This window comes from Streptomyces rugosispiralis, from assembly GCF_024505145.1.
In the GTDB taxonomy this organism is placed as follows: domain Bacteria; phylum Actinomycetota; class Actinomycetes; order Streptomycetales; family Streptomycetaceae; genus Streptomyces; species Streptomyces rugosispiralis.
Genome location: NZ_JANIAA010000009.1, coordinates 242601 through 268734, shown reverse-complemented (window position 1 = coordinate 268734; position 26134 = coordinate 242601). Strand labels below are relative to the sequence as shown.

Genomic DNA, 26134 nt, shown 5'->3' with positions numbered 1-26134 from the left:
GTGGACACCGCGCGACTGCTGCCGCTGGTGGTGGCGGTGCCGCTGCTGGGCGCGGCGGTGCTGGTGGCCACCGGACGGCGGCTGCCCCGGCTCGTCTCCGACATCGTGGGCTGCGCCTTCGCCGCCGCCACCGCCGCCACGGCGCTCCTGGTGCTGTTCCGGGCCGGTCACCCCGGGCCGGGAGGGTATCCGGTGGAGTGGGTGGGCGGCTGGCAGCGGGTGGGCATCGTGCTGGTCGGCGATCCGCTGGGGGCCGGGCTCGCGGCGCTGGTCTCGCTGCTCGTCGTCGCCGTCCTGGTCTACTCCTGGCGCTACTTCGAGGAGCCGCCACGCCGTCACACCGGCTCCTTCCCGGCGCTGATCCTGGTGTTCCAGGCGGGCATGTGCGGTTTCGCGCTGACCGGCGACCTGTTCAACGCCTTCGTCTTCTTCGAGCTGATGGGCGTGGTCGCCTACGCGCTGACCGGTTTCCGCGTCGAGGAGCCCAAACCGCTGCAGGGCGCGCTGGCCTTCGGGGTGGTGAACTCCCTCGGCGCCTACGTCACCTTGCTGGGCATCACGCTGCTGTACGCGCGCACCGGGGAGCTGGGATTCGCCCAGATCGGGCGGAGGCTGGACACGGAGGGGCCGGACGGGCTGGTGCTCGCCGCGTTCGTCCTGGTGACGACCGGTCTGCTGGTGAAGGCGGCCGCCGTTCCGTTCCACTTCTGGCTGCCCGACGCGCACGCGGTCGCGCCGACACCGGTGTGCATGCTGCTGTCCGGGGTGATGGTGGAACTCGGTGTCTACGGGGTCGCCCGGGTCTACTGGACGGTCTTCTCCGGGCCCGGCGGGCTCTCCCACCCCGACTTCACCCGCGCGCTGCTGGTGCTGGGCGTCCTCACCGCGCTGCTGGGCGCGGTGATGTGCTGGCAGCAGCGCCATCTCAAACGGCTGCTGGCGTTCTCGACCGTGGCCCACACCGGGCTGTTCCTGATCGGCGTGGCCGTGCTGACCCCGGAGGGGATCTCGGGCACGGCGCTGTACGTGCTGGGCCACGCGGGTGTGAAGGCGGCGCTCTTCGCCTGTGCCGGGGTGCTGCTGGACCGGTACGCGACCGTGGACGAGCACGAGCTGTTCGGCCGGGCCCGGGAGCTGCCGGCGGTCGGCGTGCTGTTCGCGGTGGGCGGGCTGGCCCTGTCCGGGCTGCCGCCGTTCGGCTCCGGGCTCGGCAAGGCCGCCGCCGAGGAGGCCGCGGGGCACACCGCCGTATGGCTGCCCGCGCTCTACGTCCTGGTGTCGGCGGTGACCGGGGGCGCGGTGCTGCGCGCCGGGCTGCGGATCTTCGCCGGAGTGGGCCGCCGGCCCCGGGACGAGGAGGAGGGCGGCCCGGAGACCACGGGCGAGGAGGAGCCCGAGACCGGCGGCCGCCTCGGGCGCATCCCGATGCCACTGCTGGCGGTGCCCGCCGGGCTGCTGGCCGCGTCGCTGGCCCTCGGGGTGGTCCCGGCCGTCGCGTCCGCGGTGGGCCGGGCCGGGGCGCTGTTCACCGACACCGGCGGCTACCGCCGGACGGTCCTCGACGGACATGCCGAGGCCGTCCCGGCACATGTGCCACCGCACTGGCAGCTGACCGGGATCCTGCTCGGGCTGCTCTCCGCGGCCCTCGCCATCACCCTGGCCACACTGGCGGTGCGGCGGCCGGTCCACACCGGGACGGCCGCGCTACTCGCGCCCGTACGACGACTGCAGTCCGGGCATATCGGCGACTACGTCGCCTGGCTGATCGCCGGGACGGCGCTGCTCACGGCGCTGACCGTCCCGGGGGTCCGCTGAGCCGCCGGGACCGGGGCGCGCCCGGTCCCGAGGTCGGCGGTCAGCGGTGGCGCAGTGCCGAGATCAGCTGGCTCTTGGACATCTGGGACCTGCCCTCGATGCCCGCCTTCTGGGCCTCGCGGTACAGGTCCTCCTTGGTCCGCGTCTCCATGCCGCCCGACTTGGCGCCCCCGCGGGCCGCCATGCGGCGCCCCGACGTCTTTCCGCTCTTGGCGGTCGCTTTGGCCATGTTCCGCCTCCTTCCGCCTCAAGTGTCCGGTACGGGGCGGAACATCGCCCGCGGGACTACTCCGAGCGCGGAGGGCGGCCCTGCCGCCGGGGTTCCGAGGGCGTGGTCTAGGACTCCTTGGCGTCCTTGCGGCCCAGCACCTTGTTGACCCGCGAGCCCACGCCCCAGGACATGACCCGCCAGGCCGCCTCCGTGACGATGTCGCGGCTCATCTTGGACTCGCCGCGCTCGCGTTCGATGAAGGTGACCGGGACCTCGATGACGTGGAAGCCCGCCTTGATGGCCCGCCAGGCCAGGTCGATCTGGAAGCAGTAGCCCTGGGAGGCGACCTCGTCCATGCCGATGCCCTCGAGCGTCTCCTTGCGGAACGCGCGGTAGCCCGCCGTCATGTCGCGGATCGGGACGTCGAGGAGCAGCCGGGAGTAGGTGCTGCCGCCCCGGGAGATGAACTCGCGGGACTTGGGCCAGTTGACGATGCGGCCGCCGGGCACCCAGCGGGAGCCGATCACCAGATCCGCGCCCTTGAGCGCGGTGAGCAGCCGGGGCAGCTCCTCGGGCTGGTGGGAGCCGTCGGCGTCCATCTCGACCAGCACGCCGTAGCCGTGCTCGATGCCCCAGCGGAACCCCGCCAGATAGGCGGCGCCGAGGCCCTCCTTGCCCTTGCGGTGCAGGACCTTGACGTGGTCGTCCTCGGCAGCCAGCTCATCGGCGACCTTGCCCGTGCCGTCCGGGCTGTTGTCGTCCGCGACGAGGATGTGCGCGTCCGGAACCGACTCCCGGACCCGCGCGACGATCGGCTTGATGTTCTCGGCCTCGTTGTAGGTCGGGATGATCACCAAGGTCGTGCCGAGCGGACCGTACTTCCGCCGGCCACCGTCGTCCTGGCTCTCGTTGCTACGGCGCGGCTCCTCGGCCTCGGCGCCGGCCTCCTCGGCCTTCGCGCTCGGCTCGTCGGCCTTGGTGCCAGGCTCCTCGGCCTCGCGTGCGTCGCTCACGGCTACTGCCCCTTCTCGTCCGTACGTCCCCGACGGCCGATCATGATCGCGGCCGCGCAGGACAGAACGCCCACCATAGCGAGCACCCACTCGGGGATCGCACCGACGCGGTCGGCCAGGGTCTTGCCGTCACGCAGCGGGATGCGCGCGGTGAACACATCTTGCGTGAATTCTTTCGTCCGTTGCTCGATCGTGCCATCCGGGGAGACCACGGCACTGATCCCGCTGGTGGCCGCGGTGATCACCGGCCGACCGTGTTCGATCGCCCTGAGCTTGGACATGACCAGTTGCTGCTCGGGCTGGCCGCTGCGCCCATAGGTGGCGTTGTTGGTCTGGACGACGATCGCCCGAGCGCCCGCGTTGACCGTGTCGCGCACGATCTCGTCGTAGGCGACCTCGAAGCAGATCACATCGCCGAGCCGCGCCGGGCCAACGTTCAGCACACCGGTGTGGTCGCCGGGGTAGAAGTCGCGGGGCACCCGCTGCAGCCGGGTGATGATCTTGCTGAGCTCCTGACGGAAGGGGACGTACTCGCCGAAGGGCACCGGGTGCTGCTTGGTGTACGAGGCGCCGGGGCCGCTCTTCGGGTCCCAGACGATGCCCTGGTTCTCCACATAGCCCTGTTTGGTCGGATGGTCGACCAGGGCGCCGACCAGCACCGGAACGCCGATCGACTTCACGGCCTCGTCGATCCGGGCGTATGCCTCCCGATACTGGAAGGGATCGAGGTCGGAGGCGTTTTCCGGCCATATGACGAGATCGGGCTTGGCGATCCGGCCCGCCTTGACGTCCTTCGCCAGGTTCAGGGTCGCCTTCACATGGTTGTCGAGGATCATCATGGGGCGGCCCAGGAAGTCCATACCGGGCTGCTGCACATTGCCCTGGACGACCGCGATGTCGACCGAGTCGTCGGCGGCGGTGGGGACGGGCACCGCGAATCCGGCGGCCGTCACGGCGACCGCGACGGCCCCGGCCCCGGCGGCGGGCAGGGCGCGGCGCGGCGAGAAGCCCCCGGCGCCGCGCAGCCGGCACAGGGCGAGCGCGGCACCGGCGAGCGCTCCGCCCGTCAGGGCGACGCCGAAGGTGACCAGCGGGGCGCCGCCGAGCGCGGCGAGCGGGGTGTAGGGCGAGCCGGTGTTGGCGAAGGCCAGCCGGCCCCAGGGGAAGCCGCCGAACGGCACCCGGTCGCGGGCCCACTCCTCGGCGACCCACAGACAGGCCGTCCACAGCGGCCACAGGGCCGGTACGGGCAGCCGGGAGACCAGGGCCAGGCCGGCCCCCATCAGGGCGAGGAAGGCCGCCTCGATGACGGACAGGCCCACCACCGCGTCCCAGCCCACCACGCTGAGCCACTTCAGCAGCAGCAGGAAGAACGGCAGCCCGAAGGCGAAGCCGGTCCAGGCACCCTGGCGGGCGGTCCGGCCGTGGGTGAGCAGGGCCAGGGCGGCGACGGCCACCAGGGACAGCGGCCAGACCCCGAACGGCGGGAAGGCGAGGCCGAGCGCGAGCCCGCTGACCGCCGCGAGCGCGCTGCGCCGCGCCTCGCGGCGGGCGAGCAGCCCGAGGCGGCGCAGCCGGCCGGGCCGCCGCTCTCCGGCGGACGGCGCGGACGCGGGCGGGGTCCCGGACCCGGGCTCGGCAGCGGAGGTCCCGGACGCGGCGGAGACGGAGTCGGTCCCGGTCCCGGGCTCGGCAGCGGAGGTCCCGGACTCGGACTCGGCGGAGGCGGACCCGGTCCCGGACTCGGCGGAGGCGGAGGCGGACCCGGACGCCGCGGACGCGGTCGCGCCGGGTTCGCCGCTCTCGACGGCGTCACGGCCCGCCACGGCGTCACGGCCCTCGACGGGGTCACGGCCCTCGACGGGATCACCGCCCTCCACGGCGTCACCGCCCTCGTCGCCGCCGGTGGGCGGCGTGGCGGCGGAGCCGGTCGTCCGCTGACCCGGTCGGTCTGCGTCCGGCCCGGTGGGGGCGGCTTCGGCGGTGGTGTCGGAACCCGATGGCACGGTGCGGCCTTCCTACAGGTCGTGCTGTGGTGAGGTGACCGTATAACGCGGGCGCGCGGAAGTGGTCCCGAGGTGCGGATTGTGACCTCGGGGTAGAGAAACGCTTCGGCCATGGCGGGGGTTCCCTCGCCCGGCGGCGGCCCCGCCCCCGCGTCGGGGGGCGGTCCGCCGGTGTGCGCGTGCGGAGTGGGGGCCCGACGCCCTTCGGGCCGACCTGGGACCCGCTGGCTGCGGATCGACCGAGAGCCGTTGTCTACTGAGCGTCCGGGCCCCTCCCGGGTCGCACCTGCCGACCCGGCGATCCCTCCCTCGCCCCCGTGCACTGGACCTGGCTCCCAGTGGTGACGCACCGCGGTGGCGCGTCTCCCTCTGGCCCAGCGGCGTTCGACGACTTCGTGAAGATTCCCCGGTCGGGCGTCCTGTGGTGGACGAGGCCGAACCTACCGGCCACCGACCGCACCCTGTCAACAGCCGCATGACCTGCGCCGTTTCCTCAAATGACCAGGTCAGTACGGACGGTGTTCAGATGCCACGACAGGCCGGGGGCTCATCGTTCGGCGGTACCGGGCGCCCGCGCGTCACTCGTCCGGCCGGAGGTGAACGGTGCGTCCACCCACCACCGTGCGCACACAGACGGGCAGTTGACCGCCGGGGGTGAGATCGGGCAGACCCGGGGTGCCGGAGCGGGGGTCGGTGGACCAGCCGGCGACCCGCGTGTCGGGCACCTGCACGATGAGCTCACCGGTCCGCCAGATCGCGTAGTCGGCGGGCGCGCCGGGCGCCAGGACGCCCGCGTCGTCCCGTCCGATGGCCCGCCAGCCGCCGCGGGTGTGGGCGGTGAAGGCGGCGCGGACGGAGATCCGGTGCTCCGGGGTGCGGTGGAAGGCGGCGGCGCGCACGGTGCCCCAGGGGTCGAGCGGGGTGACGGGGCTGTCGGAGCCGAGCGCCAGGGGCACTCCGGCGCGCAGCAGCGCCGCGTACGGGTTGAGGGTGCGGGCCCGCTCGGGGCCGAGCCGCTGGGCGTACATGCCGTCCGCGCCGCCCCACAGGGCGTCGAAGGCGGGCTGGACGGAGGCGGTGAGGCCGAGGTCGGCAAAGGCCGCGACGGTCTCGGGGGTGAGCATCTCGGCGTGTTCGACGCGGTGGCGGGCGGCGCGCACGCGGGCGAGTCCGACCTTGTCGGCGGCGGCCCGTACGCCCTCGACGACGGCCGTGACGGCGGCGTCGCCGATGGCGTGGAAACCCGCCTGGATCCCGGCCTCGGCGCAGGCGGTGACATGGGCGGCGACGGCCGCCGCGTCCAGGTAGGCGGTGCCGCTGTGCGGCGTGTCGGCGTAGGGCTGGTGGAGACACGCCGTGTGCGAGCCGAGCGCCCCGTCGACGAAGAGGTCGCCCGCCGCGCCGACGGCCCCGAGTTCGCGCACCTTGTCCAGGTCGGCGGCGCTGCTCGCGGCCTCGGCCCAGTAGCCGTACACCCGCGGCCCTGGCTCTTCGGCGACGAGCTTCAGCAGCCCGGCGAGGTCGTCCTCGGAGGAGATGTCGGGCCCGGCGCATTCGTGGAGGGTGCCGATGCCGAGCGAGGCGGCGCGGGCGAGGGCGGCCCGCTGGGCGTCGGCGCGCTGCCGCTCGGTGATGACCGCGTGGGCGGCGGCGCGTACGGCGTGGTGGGCGGCGCCGGTCAGCGGCGTGTCGGGGTGGTACCCGGCCAGGTCCGACACGCCGGGGACGAGGTCGAGGAGCGCGGCGGTGACGACGGCGGAGTGCACATCGATGCGGGTGAGATAGAGGGGGCGGCCGCCGGTCGCCTGATCGAGTTCGGCCCGGGAGGGCGGCCGTCCCTCGGGCCAGCGGGCGGCGTCCCAGCCATGGCCGAGCAGCACCCGGTCGGCGGGGTGGGCGGCGGCGTGGGCGCGCACCCGCTCCAGCGCGTCGGCGAGCGTACGGGCGCCGGTGAGGTCGAGTCCGGTGAGGGCGAGCCCGGTCGCGGTGGTGTGCACATGCGCATCGGTGAAGGCGGGCGTCACCAGCGCCCCGTCCAGCTGGATGATCTCGTCCACACCGTCCGCGAAGCCGTCCGCGGCCCCTTCGGAGCCGACCCAGGCGATGGTGCCGCGCTCGACGACCATCGCGGTCGCGAACGGATCGGCGGGGCTGTGGACCTCACCTCCGCGCAGCAGGACGGTACGGCCTTCGGGGGCCTGGGCGGGGGTGGGGTCGTTCACGGCGGGCTGCCTCGATGGGGTATCAGACAAAGGGGTGGCGGAAGGCGTTCAGACGCGCGGCGGGCGCGCCTCGTAGGGCGTGGAGAGGACCACGGTGGTGCGGGTGGAGACACCGGCCAGCGAGCGGATCCGGCTGAGCAGGTGCTCCAGCTCCAGCGGGGTCGCGACGCGCACCTTGAGGATGTAGTTCTCATCGCCCGCGACGCTGTGGCACGCCTCGATCTCGGGCACCTCGGCGAGCCGCTCGGAGATGTCGTCGGGCGCGCTGGGATCGAAGGGTTTGACCGAGATGAACGCGGTAAGGGGGAGCCCGACGGCCTCGGGGTCCACCACGGCGGCGTAGCCGCGGATCACGCCCCGCTGTTCGAGACGGCGAACCCGCTGGTGCACGGCCGATGTGGACAGGCCGGTGGCCTTGCCCAGGTCCGTGTAGCTCATCCGGCCGTCCTTGACGAGCAACTCCACGATCTGTCTGTCCAACTCCTCCACAGCCGATCACCTTATGTGGTCGGGAGGGCTCCGGCACAACGGGTGGGCGCCGGGCGGGCACAGCGGACATAGGCGCCACTACGCCGCACCTGCGCGGGGCATGTGACGAACACCACATGTCCTCATGGGTGTCCTATGAGATGTGGCGATTACCTATGCGGCCGCGAGGGAAATGCTTGCTGTGGTCGAGGCCGACGCGCCTGGCCAGCCCACCCGAGGGGGAAACTCATGCCTCATCTCGAGCGCCTCGACGCAGGCGACATCGATACCGACGAGATCCACGACACCTATGAGATGTTCCGGGTGATCTGCCCGGACTGCGCCCGACCCATCGCGCTCCTCGCCGACGAGGACGTCCTTCCCGAGCACGCGCTGTGCTCGTCCCCGTGGGACCCGTTCGGGCTCACGGTCTGCGCCGGCACCGGCCGCCGGGCGGCCGACGCCGAGCCCGCCGACGCGTCGCTGGACGCGTACGAGCGGGACGCCGCGCTGCTGCTCACGCTTCCGGCGGGGCTGGACTGGCGGACCCAGCCGTTCTCCCACCTCGGCGGCCCCGGCTCCCGGCCGGTGCGCTTCCCGGTGACCCGGCGGTAGCGAAACGGCGGGGGCGCAGGCCGCGCCCCCAACCGACACCCCGGCCTCAGCCGGTCTCAGGCCCCGCGAGAGCGCGGGCGATCACCACCCGCTGGATCTGGTTGGTGCCCTCCACGATCTGGAGGACCTTCGCCTCGCGCATATAGCGCTCGACCGGGAAGTCCACCGTGTAGCCGTATCCGCCCAGCAGTTGGACGGCGTCGGTGGTGATCCGCATCGCGGCGTCCGTGCAGAACAGCTTGGCCATCGCCGCCTGCTTGGAGAACGGCCGCCCGGCGTCCCGCAGCCGCGCCGCCGCCAGGTACAGGGCGCGTCCGGCCTCGATCTGCGTGGCCATGTCGGCGAGCATGAAGCGCAAGCCCTGGAAGTCGGCTATCGGCCGGCCGAACTGCCGCCGCTGCGCGGTGTACGCGAGCGCCTCGTCCAGCGCCGCCTGGGCGACGCCGACGGCGCAGGCCGCGATGCCGAGTCGGCCCGCGTCGAGGGCGGACAGGGCGATCGCGAACCCCTGGCCCTCCTCGCCGATGCGGCGCGCGTCGGGCACCCGCACCCCGTCGAGGTGGATCTGGGCGGTCGGCGAACCGGCCATGCCCATCTTGTGCTCGGGCGCGGCCGCCGAGAGCCCGGGGGCGTCGGCGGGCACGAGGAAGGCGCTGATGCCGCGGGTGCGCTCGGGGCCGGTGCGGGCGAGCACGGTGTAGAAGTCGGCGATGCCGCCGTGGGTGATCCACGCCTTGGTGCCCTCGATCGTCCAGGTGTCCCCGTCGCGGGTGGCCCTGGTGGTGAGCCCGGCCGCGTCGGAGCCGGAGGAGGGCTCGGAGAGGCAGTACGCGCCGAGCAGTCCGCCGCCCAGCATCGCGGGAAGGTGCTCGGCCCGCTGCTCCTTGCCGCCGAAGCCGGCGAGGGCGTGGCAGGCCAGGGTGTGGACGCTGACGCCGAGGCCGACGGTCAGCCGGGCCGCGGCGAGTTCCTCGAGGACCTGGAGGTAGACCTCGTACGGCTGGTCGCCGCCACCGAACTCCTCGGGGTGGACCAGCCCCAGCAGCCCGGACTCGGACAGCAGGGTGAACAGCTCGCGGGGGAAGCGCCCGGCGGCCTCCTCCTCGGCGGCCCGGGGCTTGATCTCCCGTTCGATCAGCTCGCGGACGAGCGAGATCAGGTCGCGGGCCTCTTCGGTGGGCAGCTCACGCTCCACCGGCTGCGGGCCGTGATCGGTCATGGCGGCGCTCTCCTCTCCCCTGGTCAGGCGCTGCGGCGGCGTGCGCCGGGGTGAGGCGGCGCCACCGGTGTCGCTGCCGCCGGCCGGTCGGCCCGTCGGATCGCGAACGGTGATGACCTGCACTGCGGCGGTTGGAGTATGCCCGATCCGGAGCCTTCCGGTACCGGTCGCCCGATCTTCAACCAATTTCGCACAGGAGCAACAGGAACACCCACCACCTTCCTCCACGCGCCCCCACCAACGTCGCACGCGGGGAGCAAATTGGCCCAGACCATTGACCCCACTGGTCTAGTCCTTCTACCTTTTCCCCACCCTGCCCTGCGCGTTCATGTCAAGCTATGGGCAGGTCGTCGGGCAGTTCACTCTCCCCTCACCCCCCACCGAGGAGATTCCATGCTCAGACCAGGCAGACTGTCCGCCGCGCTCGCGGCGATCTGTACGGCGGTGCTGACCGCCACCCTGCTCGCGGGCTCGGCAGCGGCCGGTGAACCCCGGAGCGCCGACATACCCCAGGCCACGTCCAAGGCCGCCAAGACCCCCACGACGAAGGCCGCCGGGAACAAGGTGGTCGGCTACTTCACCGAATGGGGCATCTACCAGCGCAACTACCACGTCAAGAACGTCGAGACCTCGGGCTCGGCCGCCAAGCTCACCCACATCAACTACGCCTTCGGCAACGTCACCGGCGGTAAGTGCGCCATCGGCGACTCCTACGCCGACTACGACAAGGCGTACGACGCGGCGAGCAGCGTCGACGGCCAGGCCGACACCTGGGACGCGGGCGCCCTGCGCGGCAACTTCAACCAGCTGCGCAAGCTCAAGAAGCTCCACCCCGGTCTGAAGGTGCTGTGGTCCTTCGGCGGCTGGACCTGGTCCTCCGGGTTCGCCGAGGCCGCCAAGAACCCCGCCGCCTTCGCCCAGTCCTGCTACGACCTGGTCGAGGACCCGCGCTGGGCGGATGTCTTCGACGGCATCGACATCGACTGGGAGTACCCCAACGCCTGCGGCCTCACCTGTGACACCAGCGGTAAGGACGCCTTCAAGAACCTGATGTCCGCCGTGCGCGCCAAGTTCGGTTCGTCCAACCTGGTGACCGCGGCGATCACGGCCGACGCCTCCTCCGGCGGCAAGATCGAGGCCGCCAACTACGCCGGCGCCGCGCAGTACGTCGACTGGTACAACCCGATGACGTACGACTTCTTCGGCGCGTGGGCCGCACAGGGCCCCACCGCCCCGCACTCCCCGCTCAACTCCTACAACGGCATTCCGCAGCAGGGCTTCAACACCGACGCCGCCATCAGCAAGCTCAAGGGCCTCGGCATCCCGGCCTCGAAGCTCCTGCTGGGCATCGGCTTCTACGGACGCGGCTGGAGCGGCGTCACCCAGGACGCCCCCGGTGGCACGGCGACCGGCGCCGCGCCCGGCACCTACGAGGCGGGCATCGAGGACTACAAGGTGCTCAAGGGCTCCTGCCCGGCGACCGGCACGGTCGCGGGCACGGCCTACGCGCACTGCGGCAATCAGTGGTGGAGCTATGACACCCCCTCCACCATCGCCGGGAAGATGAACTACAAGCAGCAGCAGGGCCTGGGCGGCACCTTCTTCTGGGAGCTCAGCGGCGACACCGCGAACGGTGAGCTGATCAAGTCCATCAGCTGACGCCACAGCAACACCCCTGATCGACGCGGGCGGGGAGCCATCACCGGCTCCCCGCCCGCTTCGTCGTGCGCGCCCGCGCACAACCGACCCGTGGGTGTCAAGCGTTCAAGCGGGGCACGAGGGGGCGCGAGGAGCGTATATGGAGAAGCCCCCCGGTAACGCCGCGTACCCCCTGGTGAACGCGCTCCGTCCGGGGCTCGTACCTCAACGCGGGCTTGTTCTGGCTATTGCGGGGCATCCGCCCCACAAGGAAATCTGAGCGCACGGGTGGCCCGCTCCACTCCGCGCGCGTGAACCAAAGGAACGATCATGAGCTCCGAGCAGTGCCCGAGCTGTGGTGGCCAACTCGCCGTGAACCAGGACGGGTGGAAGATCTGCCACTCCTGCGGCTATGCCTCCCCGCCCGGGGCCGTGCCCGCCCCCTCCCTGCCCGCGCATACCTGACCTGCCGACTCCTCCCGCCGTCCGATCCGTGAAAGCCTGACACTCCGCACCTCCCCGTTCCGCCCCTCCGTACCGCTGAGCGAGGCACCATGGTCAATCCCTGGCTGGCGATGGCGTCAGGCACCGACCCCGCTGAGCGCACCCGCGATGTGCGCCGCGCCCATGAGGCGTTTCTGACGGAGGGGGCGGTGAGTCCGGCCGTACGGCCGGTGGTGGCGGAGTCCTGGCGGCGCTCGGCCGACGCCCGGGTCACCCAGGAGTGCAAGGCGCCGATCGACCTGGCGGACGACGCGCTGGACACCTATCGCGCGGACCATCCGCTGGCCCGGGTGATGCCGCTGTTCCGGGAGTTGCTGGGCACCATCGCCTACGACGGGGCCCATCTGCTCGCGGTCTGCGACGAGCAGGGCCGACTGCTCTGGGTGGAGGGGCACGCGGGGGTTCGGAACCGGGCCGAGGGGATGAACTTCGTGGCCGGGGCGCGCTGGGACGAGCGCCACGCGGGCACCAACGCGCCCGGCACGGCGCTCACCGTCGACCACGCGGTGCAGATCTTCGCCACCGAGCACTTCAACCGCAGTGTGCAGCCGTGGACCTGCGCCGCCGCCCCGGTCCACGATCCGCACACCGGGCGGCTGCTGGGCGCGGTGGACATCACCGGCGGGGACCATCTGGCCGCCCCGCACAGCCTGGCCCTGGTCCAGGCGACCGCCCGCGCCGCCGAGGCCCAGCTGGGCGCCGAGGTGCCGCGGACGCGGGTGCCGCGGATCTCGCTGACGGCGCTGGGGCGGGACGAGGCGCTGCTGGTCGTCGACGGGCGGCGGCTGCGGCTCGGGCGGCGGCACAGCGAGATCATGGTGCTGCTGGCCGGTCATCCGGAGGGTCTTTCGGGCGACCGGCTGACGCTCGAGCTGTACGGGTCCCGGGCCGACGACCGCTCCCCGGTGACACTGCGGGCCGAGCTGTCCCGGCTGCGCCGCCTGGTGGGCCCGCTGCTTGGCTCGCGCCCGTACCGGCTCTGCGCGCCCGTGCGCACCGATCTGGCGGACGCCGCCGAGGCGTTGGCCTCCGGCGACGCGTACACGGCGCTGCGGGCGTACCCCGGGCCGCTGCTGCCGCTGTCGGAGGCGCCGGGGGTGTGCCGGATGCGGCGGGTGCTGGAGGACGGGCTGCGGCGCGCCGTGCTCTCCCACGGCGATCCCGAGCTGCTGCGGCGCTGGGTGCAGACCCCGTGGGGCGAGGACGATCTGGAGGTCGCGGAGGCGCTGCTGACCACCCTTCCGGCGCATGCGCCGGGGCGGGCGGCTCCGGCGGCACGGGTGCGGCGGCTGCGGGAGCTGTACGGGCTGCCGGGCGGCGGCCACCAAGGCGGCCATGAGGGCGAAGCGCCGCGCCACCAAGGCGGCCGTGAAGGCGAAGCCCCGCGCCACCGAGGCGGCCATGAGCACGGAGCCCCGCGGCAAGGGGGCGGCCACCGGGACGCAACGTCGGCGCAACGTGGCCGCGGCTAGCCTCCCCGTCGGCTCCGCCCGTGTCGGCGCGGGCGGAGCCTGGACGCGCGTACGAACGACGCGTCCGACAACGGGACCCACCACGCGTACACCAGGGAGGCCGCCCCATGACGCGTTTCGCAAGCCCCGGCTCCGAGGGCTCGGTCGTCACCTATCAGCCGCGCTATGACCACTGGATCGGCGGGGAGTACGTACCGCCGGCCCGGGGCCGCTACTTCGAGAACCCCACCCCCGTCAATGGACAGCCCTTCACCGAGATCGCCCGGGGCACCGCCGAGGACGTCGAGCGGGCCCTGGACGCCGCCCACACGGCCGCCCCCGCCTGGGGCCGTACGGCGCCCGCCGAGCGCGCCTCGGTGCTGCTGAAGATCGCCGATCGGATGGAGCAGAACCTGGAGGCCCTCGCGGTCGCCGAGAGCTGGGAGAACGGCAAGCCGGTACGGGAGACGCTGGCCGCCGACATCCCGCTCGCCATCGACCACTTCCGCTACTTCGCGGGGGCGATCCGGGCGCAGGAGGGCAGCCTCTCCGAGATCGACCACGACACGGTCGCGTACCACTTCCATGAGCCGCTGGGCGTGGTCGCCCAGATCATCCCGTGGAACTTCCCCATCCTGATGGCCACCTGGAAGCTGGCCCCGGCGCTGGCCGCGGGCAACGCGGTGGTGCTGAAGCCGGCCGAACAGACGCCCGCCTCGATCCACGTCTGGATGAGCCTGGTGGCCGATCTGCTGCCGCCGGGTGTGGTCAACATCGTCAACGGCTTCGGCGTGGAGGCCGGAAAGCCGCTGGCGTCCAACTCCCGGGTGGCCAAGGTCGCCTTCACCGGGGAGACCACCACCGGCCGCCTGATCATGCAGTACGCGAGCGAGAACCTGATCCCGGTCACCCTGGAGCTCGGCGGCAAGAGCCCGAACATCTTCTTCGACGATGTCTCGGCCACCGACGACGACTTCATGGACAAGGCCCTGGAAGGGTTCACCATGTTCGCCCTCAACCAGGGCGAGGTGTGCACCTGCCCCTCGCGCGCCCTGGTCCAGGACGGCCACTACCAGGCGTTCATGGACGCGGCCGTGGCCCGTACGGAGAAGATCACGCAGGGGCATCCGCTGGACACCGACACCATGATCGGCGCCCAGGCGTCCAACGACCAGCTCGAGAAGATCCTGTCCTACCTGGACATCGGCCGCCAGGAGGGCGCCCGCGTCCTCACCGGCGGCAGCCGCGCCGAGCTCGGCGGTGAGCTGGAGGGCGGCTACTACGTCGAGCCCACGATCTTCGAGGGTGACAACCGCATGCGGGTCTTCCAGGAGGAGATCTTCGGGCCGGTGGTCGCGGTGACCCGGTTCGGCGACTTCGACGACGCGATCGGGATCGCCAACGACACCCTCTACGGGCTGGGCGCGGGAGTGTGGACCCGGGACGGCTCGACCGCGTACCGGGCCGGGCGCGCCATCCAGGCGGGCCGGGTGTGGACCAACTGCTACCACGCCTACCCGGCGCACGCCGCCTTCGGCGGCTACAAGCAGTCCGGGATCGGCCGCGAGACCCACAAGATGATGCTGGACCACTACCAGCAGACGAAGAACCTGCTGGTGTCCTACTCGCCGAAGAAGCTCGGCTTCTTCTGAGCACCGCGACAGGGCGCCTGACCAGGGCGGATGCCCGTCAGGCGCCCTGTGCGGGGCGAACTGGGCGGTCGCCGTGGGGGCCGAGGGTCAGCCGTCCAGCATTCCCGATGTGTCGATGACCTGACGGATCGCCCGGCCCGAGGCCAGCTCCTCCATCGCCGTGTTGATGCCGGTCAGCGGCAGGGTGCCGGTGTGCATCCGCTCCACCGGCAGTTGGCCCGCCCGCCACAGGTCCAGGAACCGGGGGATGTCACGGCGTGGTACCGCGTCGCCCATGTACGAGCCCAGCAGGGACTTGCCCTCGCCCGCGAACGTCAGCGCCGGGACCTCCAGCACCCGGTCGGGGGCGGGCAGGCCCACCGAGACGACCCTGCCGCCCCGGGCCACGGCCGTCAGGCATTCGGCCATCACCTTCGGGCTGCCCACCGCCTCGACCGCCAGCTCGGCACCGCCGGAAGTGAGGTCGTGAATCGCCTCGACCGCCTCGCCGGGGGAGTATGTGTGGGTCGCGCCGAGCCGGAGGGCCAGCTCGCGCTTCTCCGGTACCGGGTCGACCGCGATGACCGGGTACGCGCCCGCCGCGCGGGCCCCCAGCACCGCGGCCAGGCCCACGCCGCCCAGGCCGTAGACCACCGTCGACTGGCCGGGGCGCAGGGACGCCGTGTTGATGACGGCTCCGGCGCCGGTCAGGACCGCGCAGCCGAACATCGACGCCACCGTGAAAGGGATGTCCCGCGGTATCGGTACCACCGACTCCTGGGCCAGCACGGCGTGTTCGGAGAACGCGGAGACGCCAAGCTGGTGGTGGACCGGAGTGCCGGAGGCGTCGGTCAGCAGGGACGGGCCGTGCAGCAGCGCTCCCGACCCGTTCGCCGCGGCGGCCCGTGCGCACAGGGCGGGCCGGCCGGCCGCGCAGTCGGCGCAGCAGCCGCAGCTGGGCACGAAGACCAGGGCCACGTGGTCACCGGCGCGGACCCGCGCGACGCCCGGTCCGGTCTCCCGCACGATGCCCACCGCCTCGTGCCCCAGCGCCATCGGCAGCGGGCGGACCCGGTCGCCGTTGACCACCGACAGGTCCGAGTGGCAGAGCGAGGCGGCCGCGATCCGGACCAGCACCTCGCCCTCGCGCGGGCCGCCCAGCTCCAGCTCCTCCACCTCGACCGGGCGGGTCTCGGAGTAGGGGCGGGCGGTCGAGGTGGAGCGCAGCACCACCGCACGGGTCTTCATGCCCGCGCCTCCGGACGCGGGGCGCAGCGCAGCACATCACGGCTCTCCAGCAGCGGGACGACCTTGCCGAGCACGATCTCCTGGAAGTGCGGGGTGGCGCAGTGCGCGGTGAAGTCGGCTTCGGAGGCGTACTCCTCGTACAGCACGATCGCCCGCGGGTCCTCGGTGCCCTGGTGGACGCGGTAGGCGAGGTTGCCAGGCTCCTGGCGGGAGGCGGCGGCCACCGTGTCGAGCAGCGGGAGGACGGTGTTCTCCGCACCGGCCTTGGTGCGGTAGCGGGCTATGACTACGTGGGTCATGGGGACTACTCCTGGGGTGCGGCGGGCCTCTTCAGCGCGGTGGGCGGGACCGGTGGCAGCTGGTCCCGGCGCAGGTGCCAGAGGCGGGGGTCGGACGTGGCGGCCGCGACCGATCCGAGGGCCAGCGCGAGCGCCACGTCCGCGGGGGTCTCCACGAATCCGGCGGCGACGGACGGGGACATCGCGCGCTGTGCCCGCTCGCTCATCCGGGCGATGATCGGGGCGGGCATGATCTCGACCAGGTCCGGCGCCCCGCGCGAGATCGCGTCCGTGGAGCGGGGCAGATTGGACCGGTCGGTGACGAACACCTTCATCATCGTCAGCAGGCCCAGCGGACGGCCCTTCTCTATGAGGGAGAGCCGGGTGCTGACCACGCCGTGCACGCCCATGTTCTTGATGAACTCCAGCGCGCCCCGGTCCTGGGCCAGACCGGGGCTGCTGTCCACGTTCACGAACACGGTCTTCCCCGCCCGGACCAGCGCCGGCACCACCTTGGGCAGCTGCCCCACGGTGAACGACGCGAGGATGCACACCTTGGCCGGCGCGGTCAGGAACTGCCGCAGCGGCTGGGTGCCGATCACCGACGCGACGACCGGCACCTCGGCGAGGGCCGAGGCGAGCCGGGGCGCGAGTGGGGCACCGGAGTGGAACGGGTGGGGGGCCATGGTGAAGACCTGCCTGGGGTAAGGAGGGCGCGGGGCTGCTGGGGTCAGTTCAGCGGGGACGTGCCGAAGCGGCTGGGAAGGCCCAGCTTGCCAGGGTTGAGGAGGCCGGCCGGGTCCAGGGCCTTCTTCACCGCGACGAACGTGGCGAAGCCGGCCCCGAGGGATTCCTCCAGGTAGGGGCCGCGCAGCAGACCGCAGCCGTGGTGGTGGCTGAGGGCCGCGGCGTGCTTGATCAGTACGGCGTTGGCCGCGTCCCACACCGAGCGGTACCAGTCGCGGCGCGACTCGGGCGCCACATCGCCACGCAGCGAGAAGTAGACGCAGGCGCCGTCGGTGTACGCGTGGGACTGGTGGGCCGAGGCGGCCAGGGTGCCGTCCACCGACTGGATCGCGGCGACCACCTCGTCGTAGATCACCGGGAGGTCGGTCCAGGACGCGGCCATCTCCAGGGTGTCGGCGACGAAGCCCGGACCCGGCTTGAAGCCGTCGGCGGACTTGCCGACCAGCATCCGCTCGTCCAGCCAGCGCTCGAAGACCGCCTTGCTGTCCAGCTCGGGGCCGTAACTCCCGCAGACCTCCTTCGCCACCTCGATCGAGGCGTCGACGATGGCCGGGTCGCCCTCGTCGGCGATGAGCAGGAGGTTGGTCTCCGGGTGGCCGAAGTGGGTGCCGGACTCCAGGGTGTCGTACAGGCGCAGGACGGCCGGGGTGGCGCCGCGCTGCATGATCCTGCGGCAGGCGTCCAGGCCCTCCGCGAAGGTCGTGAAGCCGTACGCGGCGGCCCTCGCGTACTCCGGCAGCGGGTGGACCCGCAGCCGGGCCGAGACGATGACACCGAGGGTGCCCTCGGAGCCGATGAACAGCTGGCGCAGGTCCGGGCCGACCGCGGCGCGGGCGTAGTCGCCGTACGTGGCACGCGTACCGTCCGCGTGCACGACGTCGACGCCGACGACCATGTCCTCGATCTTGCCGTAACGGGTGGAGAGCTGACCGGCGCCGCGGCAGGCAATCCAGCCGCCGACGGTGGAGACGGCGAACGCGGACGGCCAGTGGCCGGTGGTGACGCCGTACTCCTCCTGGAGCCGCTTCTCGAAGAGGTCGCCGAACATGCCGGCCTGGACGTCCACGATGTTCGACTCGGCGTCGAAGCCGGTGATCTGGTTCAGTCCGCACACGTCCAGGACGACGCCGCCGAAGACGGGGAGGGCGGCACCGGTGACGTTGGAGCGGCCGGCGGAGGGGGTGACCGGGACGCCTGCCTCGTGGCAGATGCGCAGCACGGCCGCGACCTGGTCGGCGTCGGCGGCCTCGACGATCACGGCGTTCGGGGTGGCGGGACGGCCCTCGGTCTCGCCGATCATCGAACCGGCCCACCAGTCACGGGTCCGGCTGACGACCTCGTCGCGGGAGGTGTGCACCGCGTGCGCGGCCTCGCGCAGCGCCTCGACCACGGTCTCGGGGACCTCGACCGGGTTCACCTGAAGCGCGGCCTCGCCGTCCCCGACCGGGGTGTTCCGCGCCCACCTGGCGAAGCTGGGGGCGCCGACGGTGTAGTCGCCCCGGTTGAACGGGTGGGTGATGGTCTGGCGGCTGATCATGCTGCTGCCCCTTCGAGGAGTACGGACTTTTCGTGGCGGACGGCTGCGAGGTACTCGGCGACCGAGCGCTCGACCTCGGCCTCCGTGAGGTTCAGTTCCCGGCCGAGGAGCGCGCCGACGGCCTCGGCGGCGTCCGCGGAGGCGTCCCGGGCGAACAGCCGGGCGCGGGTGCGGCGGGAGAGGACGTCGTCGACCGACCGGGCCAGCTCGGCACGGGCCGCGTACACGACCTCGGCCTTGGTGTACGGGAGTCCGGCGACGATCGGCTCGGCCAGCGACGGGTCGTCCTGGATGAGGTCGCCGACGAAGCGGGCCTCGGTGCCGAAGCGCTCGCCCAGGTGGGCGGCGATGCCACCGGACGCGGCGACGGCTTCGGCGTCGTAACCGGCGCCGCCGAGGAGCGGGAGATCGGTGGTGCGGCTCCTCCCCCTGCGGCCGAGGACCGTCATCACCTTGTCGACGACGAGCTCGCCCATGTGCCGGCTGGTGGTGAGCTTCCCGCCGGTCACCGTCACCATTCCGGTGCGGCCGACGGTGATGTGGTGGTCGCGGCGCATATCGAGGGTGGCGCCCTCCTTGCCGCCGACCAGCGGGCGCAGACCGCCGATGGAGCCGACCACATCGTCCGCGGTGAGCTTTCCGTCGAAGGCGGTGTTGGCGCCCTCCAGCAGGAAGTTCATCTCCTCGCGGGTGCAGTGCACATCGTCCGGGGAGCCCTGGTAGTCCTCGTCGGTGGTGCCCAGCACGACGCTGTTGCCCCAGCGGGTGCAGGTCGCGCGGCGGGCCCGGCCGGGGATCGGCACGGTGACCGTGCAGTTGATCCGCACCTTGTCCCAGGGGACCACGATGTGCACGCCCTTGGCCGGGCGGACCTGCGGCTGGTGGCCGTCGTCCGCCTTCGCGTCGAGCTCGTCGGTCCACACCCCGGTGGCGTTGACGACGGCCCGCGAGCGGATGTCGAAGGTGTCGCCGTCCGCCGTGACCCGGGCACCGGCCACCTGGTCCGTCCGCATCAGCAGACTCTCGGCCTTGGCACCGTTGAGGATCGTCGCGCCGAGCGCGGCGGCGGTGCGGACGATGGTGAGGACGAGCCGGGCGTCGTCGGTGCGGGCGTCGAAGTACATCAGCCCGCCCCGGAGGTTCTCGGCGCGCAGTGTCGGCGCCTGCGCGAGCACCTCGGGAACGGTGAGCCGCTGGTGGAGCTTGCCGATCCGCCAGCCGCCGACCAGGTCGTACGTCCACAGCAGGCCCTCGAAACCCTTGGCGAGGCGGGCGTCGAAGACACCCTCCTTCTCCAGGATCGGGAAGAGGAACGGCAGCCGGTGCACCAGGTGCGGGGCGTTCTTCCGGAAGCGGTGGCGCTCCAGGAGCGAGTGGCGGACCAGATTGACGTTGCCCTGCTCGATGTAGCGCAGACCGCCGTGCACCATCTTCGAGGACTTCGACGAGGTGCCGGAGGCGAAGTCGTCCTTCTCGATCAGCGCCGCGCGCAGCCCGCGCGAGGCGGCGTCGAGCACGGCGTACGCCCCGGTGATGCCGCCGCCGATGACGAGCACGTCATAGGTGTCGTCGGCCAGCCGGCGCTTGAGGGCTGCCCGGTCGAGCAGCAGTGGCGTTCGGCGGGTCGCCGCGGCGCTGCGCCGCGGTTTCCGGGCGGGCATGGTGATCACAACATCAACTCCTGGTGTTCCGGTACGGCGGCCGCGTGGTCGGCGGGCCGCCAGTGCGACGGTCGGTGGGCCGTCAGTGGGGGGTATGAGGTTCGGGCGCGCCATCCCGCGGGGGGAGCAGCGCGGGGTCGCCGAGGTGGGCGATCAGCACGTCGCGCCAGGCGGCCCGCTGCTCGCTGCGTTCGGTCGCCGTGATCGCGGGCTCGAAGACCCGGCCCTGCGGCTGCGCCGCGACGACCTCTTCGAGCGAGGACCACAGGCCCTGGGTGACACCCGCCAGATACGCGGTGCCGCGCAGGCTCGCGGTGGCGGAGTCGGCGACCCGTTCCAGCGGCAGGCCGGTCAGGTCGGCCTGGATCCGCATCAGCGGGTCGCTGCCGGAGACCCCGCCGCCGACCCGGAGCCGGGTGAACGGGGTGCCCATGGTGTCGGCGACCCCGTCGATCAGATCGCACACCGAGTGCGCGATCCCGTCGAGCACGGCGCGGGCGAGATCGGCGCGCGTGGTGGCGAGAGTGAGCCCGGTGAGGGACGCGGTGGCCTCCGGGTGCCAGACCGGCGTACGGACCCCGGCGAGCGCCGGGACGAAACGCGGGGTGCGGCCCGGCCGGGTGGGGACCCGGCCCGCTTCCTCACCGAGCTCCTCCGGCGATGCGAACAGGCCCAGATCGGCACAGAGCCAGCGCAGCGCCGAACCCACGGTGGAGGTGTACGCCTCCAGGCTGTAGTGGCTGATGTCGCCCTGCCGCCGGCCGGGCTGGGCGAGCACCCCGGAGATGTCCGGCCGGGGCAGGGCGGGCGTGGTGCCGGTCGCCGCGTCGACGAACGCGCCGGTCCCGTACATGCACATGCCCTGCCCGGCGGCGAGACCGCCGAGCGCGACGAGTGCGGCGTGCTGGTCGCCCATGGAGGCGGCCAGCGGGACGGCGATCCCGAGGGCGGCCGGGTCGGTCGTACCGAAACCGCTGTCGTCGGAGCGTAGCTCCGGCAGCAGATCGAGGGGGAAGCCGAGGTGGCCGATCCACTCCTCGTCCCAGGCGTGCCGCTCCAGCAGGTAGCCGCCGGTGGACGCGGCGTTGGTCGGGGTGGTGGCGTGCACGGCGCCACCGGTGAGGCGCCAGATCAGCCAGGTGTCGACGGTGCCGAAGAGCAGCCGTCCGGCCCGGTGCGCCTCGGCCACCTCCGAGTGGGCGGCGATCTGCCGGGCGGCCCAGAGGAACGGCGCGCGGGCGCCGACCGGCCGGCCCTGCCGGGCCAGCAGGAGGGCGTCCCACTCCGCGCCGTAGGCGGTGAGCTCATGTGCGTACCTGCGGTCCTGCCACACCACCGCGGGCAGTAGCGGCCGCCCGGTGACCCGGTCCCACAGCATCGCCGTGGCACGCTGTGTGGACAGCGCGACCGAGGTGATCTCGATGCCGTCCTCGCGTGCCCCGCCGACGGCCCGGCGCGCCACCTCGAGAGTGGCGGTCCAGATCTCCATCGGGTCCTGCTCGACCGAGAGGTCATTCGGATGGCTGACTCGGATCGGCCGGTAGAACACCTCGTGGGCGGCGCCCGAGTCGAGCACGACTCCGGCCCGGGTGCCCGTGGTGCCCTCGTCGATGGACAGCACACCGCGCCGTGGAGAGGCCCCGGGGAACGTCTGGGTCATGGCAGCCCTTTCATTCGAGCGTCGCGAGCGAGCCGCGCGGAGGGATGGGGAGCGGAGGGACAGAGAGGGGAGGGATTGGGAGGGGAGGGATGGGGAGCGGAGGGATTGGGAGGGGACGAAGGCGGAGGGACGGGTTACGGAAGGGACGCACCCGGAGGGAAGGGTTACGGAGGGGATGCACCCGGAGGGGGGACCACCGCGCGGTGCGCCGGGTCCGGCGGCGGGTCAGCGCGCGGCCACGGAGGGCACCGCGGAGGCGTCGAGATCCTGTCCGGCGACCTCGTCGGGCGAGGCGGCCTTCGTCGGATCCCACTTGATCACCAGGCAGGTGATCAGGCCGAGCAGCGGCACGACGGACAGCGTCAGGAAAGTGTCGGCGAGTCCGAGCGAGTCCTTGACCTGCGGAAACAGATACAGCCCGGCGACACTGCCGAAACTACCGATCATACCGGTGACACCGGTGCCCAGGGCGCGGACGTCACTGGTGTACGAGAGCGCGGCGATGGACTTGCCGTTGGCGCCGGGGCCCGCCGAGTGGCAGAGGATGAACAGCACCGGCAGCAGGAACGCCACGGCCGTGGGCACCTTCTCGAAGGTCAGCCCCATCGCCACCAGGGCCACGAAGACCCCGGCGAAACCGGCGGCGGAGCTGAGCCGCAGCCCGAGGCGGCGGCCGAAGTACGCGGACAGCAGCCCGCCCGCGATACCGAAGGCGTTGAACACCATCGAGCCGACGGTGGCCTTCTCGAAGCTCTCGCCGAAGATCGTCAGGCTGATCAGCGGGAGGTACCAGCCGACCGCGAAGTACTGCATCGACTGCCCGAGCGAGATCACCGATGCGAGGACCGTACGCGGCAGGTACTCGCCCTTGAACAGCAGCCCGGTGTGGCGGAACCCGATGACCGGTGCGTCAGCCGCGGTGCGGGTCATCGCGTCGGGCGTACCGACGACGGCCTTGATCCCGTAGATCCGGTCCAGGTTGGCGACGGACTCGTCCAGCCGGCCCTTGCTGGCCAGCCAGGTGGGGCTCTCCTTGAGCATCAGCGCCTGGCTCAGCAGCAGCGCGACGGCGACGACCGCGGCCGAGCCGACCGACCAGCGCCAGATGTCGGCGCCGACGTCCAGGTTGAAGAAGACCAGGGCCAGGGCCAGGTTGCTGGTGGTGGCGACGTACCAGACGGCTTGCCACAGATTGAGCCGGCCGCCCAGCTTCGCGGGCGTGTACTCGGCGAGCAGCGCCATGGCGACCGCGAAGTCGATGCCGTACGCGACACCCACCAGGACCCGGCCGAGCCACACCACGGTGAAGCCACCGGCGAGCGCGGCGAGCAGGCCACCCGCGATCGCGAACACCTTGGCGATGAGCAGTGGGGGAACGCGGCCGATGCGGGTGGCGAGCCAGCCACCGAGGGGGTTGAAGATGATGGCCAGCGCCGGGGCAGTGGCCGTGAGGATCGAGACCTGGGTGCTGGTGAGCTCCATCTGGGTCGTCATGGGCCCCAGACCGGCGCTCAGCGCCGCGTTCGAGTAGGCGTCGAGGAACAGCCCGCCGAACACGAGAAACCAGATGATCTGCGCCCGGCCGGTGATCTTTCCCAGCCCATCGATGAGCGCAACGACGTCGGCGATGCTTCTGACGCTCGGACGTTGTGCCATGAATCCGCCTTCGAGGAAGACCTACCGGCGGCACGGGGAGCACAGAAAACAGGCACGACGAAGCCACCGACAGGTGGTCTATGTCTGTGCCTGCCAAAAACTGCGGAAAGCGCCGCAGCACGTGAACTGCTGGAACCGCCAACTACGCGGTGCAGCGAGATTAAGAACCAGCCATGAGAAACGTCAAGGGTTTCCGCCTGGTTACCGAAACGTGACGGCTTGGGCTCAGCGGGCCGCTCCCGCCGAGGCGGGAGCGGCTTAGACCTCGTGGGCGGGCCCGGTTTGCCGGGTCACACGGGCATGTCCTCCTTGGCGGGGCTGTTGTGGTACGCGGCGACGCGCCACTCACCGTCCTGTTTGACCAGCGCCCAGGTGGAGCGGATCGCGTTCTCCGCGGTCACCTCCGGCCTTGCGCAGATATCCGAAAGCGATCATGGTCGCCTCGGCGGTGAACACATCCGCCAGCGCCCGAGCGTCCAGCTCCGACCAGGCCGCGCCCAGCCGCTCCAGCACGGCGACCACGGCCTTCTTCTCGGTCTCGCTCTCCACCATCGGGGTCCTTCCCTCGTACGTCTCGTCCGTGCGCGTCTCGTCCGTGTACGTCTCGTCCGTGTACGTCTCGTCCGTCGTGGGTACGGGCGCCGCGGGCCCGCCCTCCGGTGCCGTGGACGGGCGCGGGGGGCAGCCCGTCGGCGCGGGGAGTCCGGTGTGCTCGGGGGGGAAGGTCGTACTGTGCGGGATGGCGAGGACCTCGCAGCAGCGCCCTGAGCGTGCGGGCGTTGAACACCTCCCGGGATGCGCGGGCGCGGGGGCATCGGGTGTTGGCGGTGGTGCGTGGTTCTGCGGTGAATCAGGATGGTGCGTCGAATGGGTTGACGGCGCCGAATGGTCCGTCGCAGGAGCGTGTGATTCGGCAGGCGCTGGCCAATGCGCGGTTGTCGGCGGCGGATGTGGATGCTGTCGAGGGGCATGGGACCGGGACTCGGTTGGGTGATCCCATTGAGGCGTACGCGCTGCTAGCCACTTACGGGCAGGGGCGGGAAGACGGTAGGCCGCTGCGGCTGGGGTCGTTGAAGTCGAATATCGGTCATGCGCAGGCTGCTGCTGGTGTGGGTGGTGTGATCAAGATGGTCATGGCCCTGCGCCGAGAGATGCTGCCGCGTACGTTGCATGTGGACCAGCCGTCCTCGCATGTTGGCTGGGACGCGGGCGCTGTGGAGCTGCTGACTGAGCCCGTCGCCTGGTCGCGTGGGGAGCGGGTTCGGCGGGCTGGGGTGTCTTCCTTTGGTGTGTCGGGGACCAATGCCCACGTTGTCCTTGAGGAAGCACCGGTGGATGAGGACTCGGGTGTGGAGGTGGTTTCCGCTGGTGGGGGTGTGGCATCTGGGGTGACGCCGTGGGTGGTGTCTGGGCGTAGTGCGGGGGCGTTGGCGGCTCAGGCGGGCCGACTGCTGGAGCATATACACCCGCATACCGGCGATCGGCCCACCGATCGGTGCGGCGCCATCGGCCTCGGCGTCGTACCACCCGGCCGTCGCGTAGACCGTGGCCTCCGTCGGGCCGTAGGCGTTGAGCACCCGGCAGCCGGCAGGGCGTCACCGATGGCGCGAGCCGCCGGGCCCGACAGGGCCTCCCCGGCGCAGACCACGACGCCCGGGAAGTCCCGTGGCCCGATGGCCTTCGCGACCTGGACCAGGGCCGAGGGGACGCCGCTCACCAGGCTCGTTTCCGGCCGGTGGGGTAACCGCCCCACCAGGGCCACGGCATCGTCCACGATCTCCACGCATCCACCGGACGCGAGCGGCGCGAACAGCTCGAAGGCGGATACGTCGAAACTCGCCGAGGCGGACATCATCACGTGGGAGAGGGCCCGCGTCCCCAGGGTGTCGACGGCCCACGCGACCGTGTTGAGCAGGCTCTGGTGGGACACCACCACGCCCTTGGGGTGGCCGGTCGAGCCGGAGGTGCACATCACATACGCCGGATGCGAGGGATGCGGCGGCGCCAGACGATCCTCATCCGTCAGCGCCGTACCCGGCCGCTCGTCCACCTCCCGCGCCGTCTCCGGATCGTCCAGCACCACCACCGGCACATCCAACGACGGCAACCGCCCCGCCACATCACCCGACGCCACCACCAACACCGGCCCGGCATCCTCCACCATGAACCGCACCCGCTCCGCCGGAAACCCCGGATCCACCGGTACGTACGCACCACCCGCCTTCAACACCGCCAGCAACACCACCACCAGATCCACCGAACGCGGCAACGCCACCGCCACCAACCGCTCCGGCCCCACCCCACACCCCACCAAAAACCGCGCCAACCGATCCGACCGCGAACCCAACTCCGCGTAAGTCAGGGACACTTGGCCGCACCTCACTGCAAGCACACCGTCCCCACAGCCCACCATCCGCTCGCCCAACACCGCAGGCGCCGTTCCCGCACCACCACTCCCCCACTCCAACAACACCCCACGCTCCGCCACCGACACCAATTCCACGCCACCCACACACCGCCCCGCATCCACCACCACCGCCTCCAACAAGGCGAA

The 26134-nt window shown here is 72.0% G+C and carries 21 protein-coding genes and 1 pseudogene; 7 read left to right on the top strand and 15 right to left on the bottom strand.

The window, feature by feature from the left end:
* Positions 1–1815, top strand: a complete 1815-nt coding sequence (locus tag NP777_RS17785) for a complex I subunit 5 family protein (protein WP_256651118.1) — start codon at positions 1–3, stop codon at positions 1813–1815.
* A 40-nt stretch (positions 1816–1855) separates the two neighbouring features.
* Here the strand turns inward: NP777_RS17785 and NP777_RS17780 are convergent, their stop codons facing one another.
* The 5 genes from NP777_RS17780 to NP777_RS17760 all read right to left on the bottom strand — a co-directional run bounded on the left by NP777_RS17780 (position 1856) and on the right by NP777_RS17760 (position 7756).
* On the bottom strand, positions 1856–2044 hold the full coding sequence (locus NP777_RS17780; RefSeq protein ID WP_020866919.1) for a Rho termination factor N-terminal domain-containing protein: 189 nt from the start codon (positions 2042–2044) through the stop codon (positions 1856–1858).
* A 107-nt stretch (positions 2045–2151) separates the two neighbouring features.
* A complete protein-coding gene (locus NP777_RS17775; RefSeq protein ID WP_256651152.1) occupies positions 2152–2883 on the bottom strand; it encodes a polyprenol monophosphomannose synthase in 732 nt (243 codons plus the stop codon).
* Positions 2884–3041: 158 nt separating this feature from the next.
* Complete coding sequence (lnt, locus tag NP777_RS17770) at positions 3042–5045, bottom strand: apolipoprotein N-acyltransferase (protein WP_391858532.1); 2004 nt, start codon at positions 5043–5045, stop codon at positions 3042–3044.
* Positions 5046–5623: 578 nt separating this feature from the next.
* Positions 5624–7267 carry an amidohydrolase gene (locus NP777_RS17765; protein WP_256651117.1) on the bottom strand — a complete coding sequence of 548 codons (1644 nt, stop codon included), beginning with the start codon at positions 7265–7267 and terminating at the stop codon, positions 5624–5626.
* A 48-nt stretch (positions 7268–7315) separates the two neighbouring features.
* On the bottom strand, positions 7316–7756 hold the full coding sequence (locus NP777_RS17760) for an Lrp/AsnC family transcriptional regulator (RefSeq protein ID WP_020866923.1): 441 nt from the start codon (positions 7754–7756) through the stop codon (positions 7316–7318).
* Positions 7757–7984: 228 nt separating this feature from the next.
* On the opposite strand from NP777_RS17760, the gene NP777_RS17755 reads away from it, so the two are divergent.
* Positions 7985–8350, top strand: coding sequence for a hypothetical protein (locus NP777_RS17755; protein WP_256651116.1), 366 nt, complete (start codon positions 7985–7987; stop codon positions 8348–8350).
* Between the two features lie 46 nt (positions 8351–8396).
* Here NP777_RS17755 and NP777_RS17750 read toward each other — a convergent pair whose 3' ends face one another.
* Positions 8397–9569: an acyl-CoA dehydrogenase family protein gene (locus tag NP777_RS17750; protein WP_256651115.1), complete on the bottom strand. Its 1173-nt coding sequence runs from the start codon at positions 9567–9569 to the stop codon at positions 8397–8399.
* Positions 9570–9962: 393 nt separating this feature from the next.
* Between NP777_RS17750 and NP777_RS17745 the strand changes: the two genes are divergently transcribed.
* From NP777_RS17745 to adh, 4 genes are all read left to right on the top strand, one after another.
* Positions 9963–11228, top strand: coding sequence for a glycoside hydrolase family 18 protein (locus NP777_RS17745; RefSeq protein WP_256651114.1), 1266 nt, complete (start codon positions 9963–9965; stop codon positions 11226–11228).
* A gap of 309 nt (positions 11229–11537) precedes the next feature.
* Positions 11538–11672 carry a hypothetical protein gene (locus NP777_RS17740; protein WP_256651113.1) on the top strand — a complete coding sequence of 45 codons (135 nt, stop codon included), beginning with the start codon at positions 11538–11540 and terminating at the stop codon, positions 11670–11672.
* Between the two features lie 89 nt (positions 11673–11761).
* Positions 11762–13183 (top strand): GAF domain-containing protein, encoded by a 1422-nt coding sequence (locus NP777_RS17735; RefSeq protein WP_256651112.1) that lies wholly within the window; start codon positions 11762–11764, stop codon positions 13181–13183.
* Positions 13184–13290: 107 nt separating this feature from the next.
* The gene (gene adh, locus NP777_RS17730) at positions 13291–14814 is read left to right on the top strand and encodes an aldehyde dehydrogenase (protein WP_256651111.1); all 1524 of its coding nucleotides are present in this window, start codon (positions 13291–13293) and stop codon (positions 14812–14814) included.
* Positions 14815–14901: 87 nt separating this feature from the next.
* Here the strand turns inward: adh and NP777_RS17725 are convergent, their stop codons facing one another.
* The 8 genes from NP777_RS17725 to NP777_RS17690 form a co-directional block, all read right to left on the bottom strand.
* Complete coding sequence (locus tag NP777_RS17725) at positions 14902–16041, bottom strand: zinc-binding dehydrogenase (protein ID WP_256651110.1); 1140 nt, start codon at positions 16039–16041, stop codon at positions 14902–14904.
* On the bottom strand, positions 16038–16340 hold the full coding sequence (locus NP777_RS17720; RefSeq protein WP_256651109.1) for a putative quinol monooxygenase: 303 nt from the start codon (positions 16338–16340) through the stop codon (positions 16038–16040). Before NP777_RS17720 ends, NP777_RS17725 begins: the two co-directional genes overlap by 4 nt.
* Before the next feature lie 5 nt (positions 16341–16345).
* Positions 16346–17005 (bottom strand): glycerol-3-phosphate responsive antiterminator, encoded by a 660-nt coding sequence (locus tag NP777_RS17715; RefSeq protein ID WP_256651108.1) that lies wholly within the window; start codon positions 17003–17005, stop codon positions 16346–16348.
* A gap of 44 nt (positions 17006–17049) precedes the next feature.
* Complete coding sequence (locus NP777_RS17710) at positions 17050–18603, bottom strand: FAD-binding oxidoreductase (RefSeq protein ID WP_256651107.1); 1554 nt, start codon at positions 18601–18603, stop codon at positions 17050–17052.
* Positions 18600–20273 (bottom strand): glycerol-3-phosphate dehydrogenase/oxidase, encoded by a 1674-nt coding sequence (locus NP777_RS17705; protein ID WP_256651106.1) that lies wholly within the window; start codon positions 20271–20273, stop codon positions 18600–18602. The genes NP777_RS17710 and NP777_RS17705 overlap by 4 nt, the downstream gene beginning before the upstream one ends.
* 73 nt (positions 20274–20346) lie before the next feature.
* Complete coding sequence (locus NP777_RS17700; protein ID WP_256651105.1) at positions 20347–21924, bottom strand: FGGY family carbohydrate kinase; 1578 nt, start codon at positions 21922–21924, stop codon at positions 20347–20349.
* A gap of 225 nt (positions 21925–22149) precedes the next feature.
* Positions 22150–23580, bottom strand: coding sequence for an MFS transporter (locus tag NP777_RS17695; protein ID WP_256651104.1), 1431 nt, complete (start codon positions 23578–23580; stop codon positions 22150–22152).
* 345 nt (positions 23581–23925) lie between these two features.
* A complete protein-coding gene (locus NP777_RS17690; protein WP_256651103.1) occupies positions 23926–24132 on the bottom strand; it encodes a hypothetical protein in 207 nt (68 codons plus the stop codon).
* Between the two features lie 236 nt (positions 24133–24368).
* Between NP777_RS17690 and NP777_RS17685 the strand changes: the two are divergent.
* A pseudogene (locus NP777_RS17685) lies at positions 24369–25118 on the top strand (ketoacyl-synthetase C-terminal extension domain-containing protein); the annotation flags it as partial.
* Here NP777_RS17685 and NP777_RS17680 read toward each other — a convergent pair.
* On the bottom strand, positions 25016–25993 hold the full coding sequence (locus tag NP777_RS17680; protein WP_256651150.1) for an AMP-binding protein: 978 nt from the start codon (positions 25991–25993) through the stop codon (positions 25016–25018). The pseudogene NP777_RS17685 and the gene NP777_RS17680 sit on opposite strands and share 103 nt — an antisense overlap.
* Between the last annotated feature and the right edge of the window lie 141 nt (positions 25994–26134).

Bases quoted from the DNA above. Each gene is read 5' to 3' on its own strand.
- NP777_RS17780 (WP_020866919.1), bottom strand. From the start codon at position 2,044: ATGGCCAAAGCGACCGCCAAGAGCGGAAAGACGTCGGGGCGCCGCATG.
- NP777_RS17755 (WP_256651116.1), top strand. From the start codon at position 7,985: ATGCCTCATCTCGAGCGCCTCGACGCAGGCGACATCGATACCGACGAG.
- NP777_RS17750 (WP_256651115.1), bottom strand. From the start codon at position 9,569: ATGACCGATCACGGCCCGCAGCCGGTGGAGCGTGAGCTGCCCACCGAA.
- NP777_RS17745 (WP_256651114.1), top strand. From the start codon at position 9,963: ATGCTCAGACCAGGCAGACTGTCCGCCGCGCTCGCGGCGATCTGTACG.
- NP777_RS17740 (WP_256651113.1), top strand. From the start codon at position 11,538: ATGAGCTCCGAGCAGTGCCCGAGCTGTGGTGGCCAACTCGCCGTGAAC.
- NP777_RS17735 (WP_256651112.1), top strand. From the start codon at position 11,762: ATGGTCAATCCCTGGCTGGCGATGGCGTCAGGCACCGACCCCGCTGAG.
- adh (WP_256651111.1), top strand. From the start codon at position 13,291: ATGACGCGTTTCGCAAGCCCCGGCTCCGAGGGCTCGGTCGTCACCTAT.
- NP777_RS17725 (WP_256651110.1), bottom strand. From the start codon at position 16,041: ATGAAGACCCGTGCGGTGGTGCTGCGCTCCACCTCGACCGCCCGCCCC.
- NP777_RS17720 (WP_256651109.1), bottom strand. From the start codon at position 16,340: ATGACCCACGTAGTCATAGCCCGCTACCGCACCAAGGCCGGTGCGGAG.
- NP777_RS17715 (WP_256651108.1), bottom strand. From the start codon at position 17,005: ATGGCCCCCCACCCGTTCCACTCCGGTGCCCCACTCGCGCCCCGGCTC.
- NP777_RS17710 (WP_256651107.1), bottom strand. From the start codon at position 18,603: ATGATCAGCCGCCAGACCATCACCCACCCGTTCAACCGGGGCGACTAC.
- NP777_RS17700 (WP_256651105.1), bottom strand. From the start codon at position 21,924: ATGACCCAGACGTTCCCCGGGGCCTCTCCACGGCGCGGTGTGCTGTCC.
- NP777_RS17695 (WP_256651104.1), bottom strand. From the start codon at position 23,580: ATGGCACAACGTCCGAGCGTCAGAAGCATCGCCGACGTCGTTGCGCTC.
- NP777_RS17690 (WP_256651103.1), bottom strand. From the start codon at position 24,132: ATGGTGGAGAGCGAGACCGAGAAGAAGGCCGTGGTCGCCGTGCTGGAG.
- NP777_RS17680 (WP_256651150.1), bottom strand. From the start codon at position 25,993: ATGGTGGGCTGTGGGGACGGTGTGCTTGCAGTGAGGTGCGGCCAAGTG.